This is a genomic window from Parendozoicomonas verongulae (assembly GCF_009711465.1).
In the GTDB taxonomy this organism is placed as follows: domain Bacteria; phylum Pseudomonadota; class Gammaproteobacteria; order Pseudomonadales; family Endozoicomonadaceae; genus Sansalvadorimonas; species Sansalvadorimonas verongulae.
The window spans coordinates 1-2,645 of record NZ_SMME01000645.1; the positions used below are offsets into that span (position 1 = coordinate 1).

General features: G+C 49.7%; 5 protein-coding genes. 3 read left to right on the forward strand and 2 right to left on the reverse strand.

Features of this window, described 5'->3' with window-relative positions; all coding sequences use genetic code 11:
- Positions 1-9 precede the first annotated feature (9 nt).
- Positions 10-201 carry a hypothetical protein gene (locus tag E1189_RS02185; protein ID WP_155158433.1) on the reverse strand — a complete coding sequence of 64 codons (192 nt, stop codon included), beginning with the start codon at positions 199-201 and terminating at the stop codon, positions 10-12.
- Between the two features lie 105 nt (positions 202-306).
- On the opposite strand from E1189_RS02185, the gene E1189_RS02190 reads away from it, so the two are divergent.
- The 3 genes from E1189_RS02190 to E1189_RS02200 all read left to right on the forward strand — a co-directional run bounded on the left by E1189_RS02190 (position 307) and on the right by E1189_RS02200 (position 1,348).
- A complete protein-coding gene (locus E1189_RS02190; protein ID WP_155158434.1) occupies positions 307-573 on the forward strand; it encodes a hypothetical protein in 267 nt (88 codons plus the stop codon).
- A 65-nt stretch (positions 574-638) separates the two neighbouring features.
- On the forward strand, positions 639-794 hold the full coding sequence (locus E1189_RS02195) for a hypothetical protein (RefSeq protein WP_155158435.1): 156 nt from the start codon (positions 639-641) through the stop codon (positions 792-794).
- 107 nt (positions 795-901) lie between these two features.
- Entirely contained in the window at positions 902-1,348 is a 447-nt protein-coding gene (locus E1189_RS02200; RefSeq protein WP_230460036.1) for a hypothetical protein, read from the forward strand.
- A gap of 4 nt (positions 1,349-1,352) precedes the next feature.
- Here the strand turns inward: E1189_RS02200 and E1189_RS02205 are convergent.
- Positions 1,353-2,645, reverse strand: a 1,293-nt coding sequence (locus E1189_RS02205; protein WP_230460037.1) for an IS4 family transposase, incomplete at its 5' end; no start/stop codon positions are given.

Here is a 2,645-nt window from a genome sequence, read left to right on the forward strand (position 1 = left end):
CGCTTCAGGTTAGGGGGGCTGAATAGTTACGCCATTTCTAGAACCTGAAAGTGTGTAGCGGGGGTCTTTTCTTTCTTTGGATGCGGGGATACGGAAATTGTCGCAAACAGGATTATTGCACCAGTTCACTTCAATCCCGTCGATCTCAGGAGGTATTCTTGGGTCGTCGCCAGCCTTTGGCTTAAAATCTTGCCTGTCCATGTCCGTATACTGCCAAGCCTAAACTCAGCAGTACAGGACATTTCTGTTAGAGATACTGTCTATTTATCCACACTTTGCTCGAACGCCTTGGAATCAGGGGTTCCTATGATTCCTAAACCCAAATCCGAAGCCTGGCTGCTCTGTGCTGTTGGTAACAGGTATCAACATTGTGAGCGTCTGGAGAATGAGTCCGGGAATGATAACGCCCTGAACCCTCTGAAAGCTCAGCTTGAGGAGGCCTTGGGAGAACCCGCAAGCAGGGAGTTGCTGGTCGATAAAGTCAATAACGGCGAGATTGATGTTCATCGGATTGACATGCCCAGTTTGAACAAGTTTAAAGAACGGTTGGATGAAGTACTTCGCGCTGTGTAATCTACGGCCAGATATTTATTGTTTCCGGCCAGCCCCATATTGGCGGACAGTTATGAGAGTTTTCTATGCAATCTCCTGAAATTCAGGACAACCTGACCCGGCTATTCAAGGATCATCGGGTCGTTTTCTGGCAAGACCCTGACGCTGAGTATCTGGAGTCTATCGAAACTTTGGTTCCAGAACATGTCCAGCTTATCAACCTTAATGCAGCCCAAGCTTAAGGTGAAAGTGGATCTTGAACTGGGCGACTTCACGCAGCAGTTTTTACTGTACGAGCCTTACCGACAGCCTTCAGCGGAAAATGACTGGCTACTGAATGTTCGCCTTTATGCGGCGCCTTTATGCGGCGCCTTTTGCCGCAGACCGCAGTACCCAGCTTCTTCAGCAGCTTGGTCTGGGTTCTTCTCAAGATCGTATGACCCTGCGGGATCATATCAGCCTGCGAAAGAAGTTCTTTGCCAGCAAAGCACGGCTAAGCGCGTTGCAGAAGCGGGTGGAGGCAACGGATACTGCTGATATTCTGGATCGCAAGATGATGGCTGTGCTGGCCAGGTGCCCCACTGATGATCTGACGTCTCTGGTGATTACGCTGTTTATGGATCTGGCAAACGCTGAATCCCTTGATGCTGATAGTCGGTCTCTGGCAGAGATTGCCAAATTCGGGCTCGAAGCCAGCTTCTGGCAGCAGGTTGAAACTGGTTTTGGTTTTGCCTCGGAGAGTCCTTCTCTCAAGAACCTCCTGCTAAGCATGCTGGTAATGGACTTTCATACGTAGGACATTAAGCACACCCAATAGCCCCCAACCCCAGAGCTGAGCGCCCAGTGCGCTTGTCTCTGGCTGGATGTTCCCGTTTTCCATTTTCTTGCCAAAACTTGCACAATATTTTCAGCGCGCGAAGCGTGTGGTGTTTGCTCTTCCGCAGTAAGCCGAGCATCAACTCACCAAACAGATGCGTTCCTGTCATGGCTGTCTTTCGGGTAGATATTTCGCTATCCATACTCCGCTCGACAGCGTGAGCCAACGGTCGTTTGAGAACGACAACAATAAATGAAGCAAAGATAAGACTGGTAACCAGTGTCACACAGGCTGTATTGAAGCGGTGCCAGCGGGCGTAGGACTTCGTTTCCTTAAAAGCCAGTTCTATCTGCCAGCGCAAGCGATAGGCTAGAAAGATATCCTGAAGAGAAAACGACTCCCGACTAAGGTTAGTCACAACGAATACCCATTTTTTCTTCTGGCCGTTCCAACGTACAACAACACGAAACATATACCCTTTTGCTTGTGACCACTCGACATCCAAGTCCATACAGCCGTCTTTGGGGAAATGGGGCAGAACATCTTTCAGCTTCTGGCCTTCGTAGCGGTGGCAATTTTGCCCATCAGACCGGATGACTTTATGCACAAGCGGGTTGATACTCTGCGGGGCTCGGCAAAGAAAACAGCCCTCACGATCCTGAGAAGCCATGAAATACTCCAAATCGAAGTAGCCTGCATCAATCATCATCAGAGTGTCGCTGAGGTCGCTTATCAAGGCAGGTAAACAATCCCGCTCTGAACGCGTGTCTTCTGTCAGGCTGACACGAACAATATTATCCGTCAGCAAATCCATTGTCGTATGAAGTTCGACGGCAGCGGGAGACACTGTTTTGAAACGTCCTGGCAGAGTCTCCTTCAGCTTGGCAATAACGGCTTGTGACGAACCATCATGCAGCCAGACATGCCGGAATCTGGCAAAGGGGCTGGACGGATCAAAAGAGAGAGTACGTTTGACCATCTTGTCCAGACTGCGAAGGAACAGCCAAACCATCAAAATCACAAATTCTGGTTTGGAAACCTGCTCCCGCCAGGCGTGGTAGGAGACGTGCAATCCTGTCATCTCATTAAGCTTGCGGTGAAGGTCAGCCAGAGATTCTGCATTACTGTCTTTACCAAGGGCAGTCAGGGTGGATAGAACAAGAGCGTGGGGAAGTATCGTCCTGTAGCGAGTCAGAAAGCCGCACTGCTCTGCCATCTTGGTCAGTTGGTTCTCGGAGAATGTGATAGTATTCTCCAATCCAGAAATGAGCCTGAA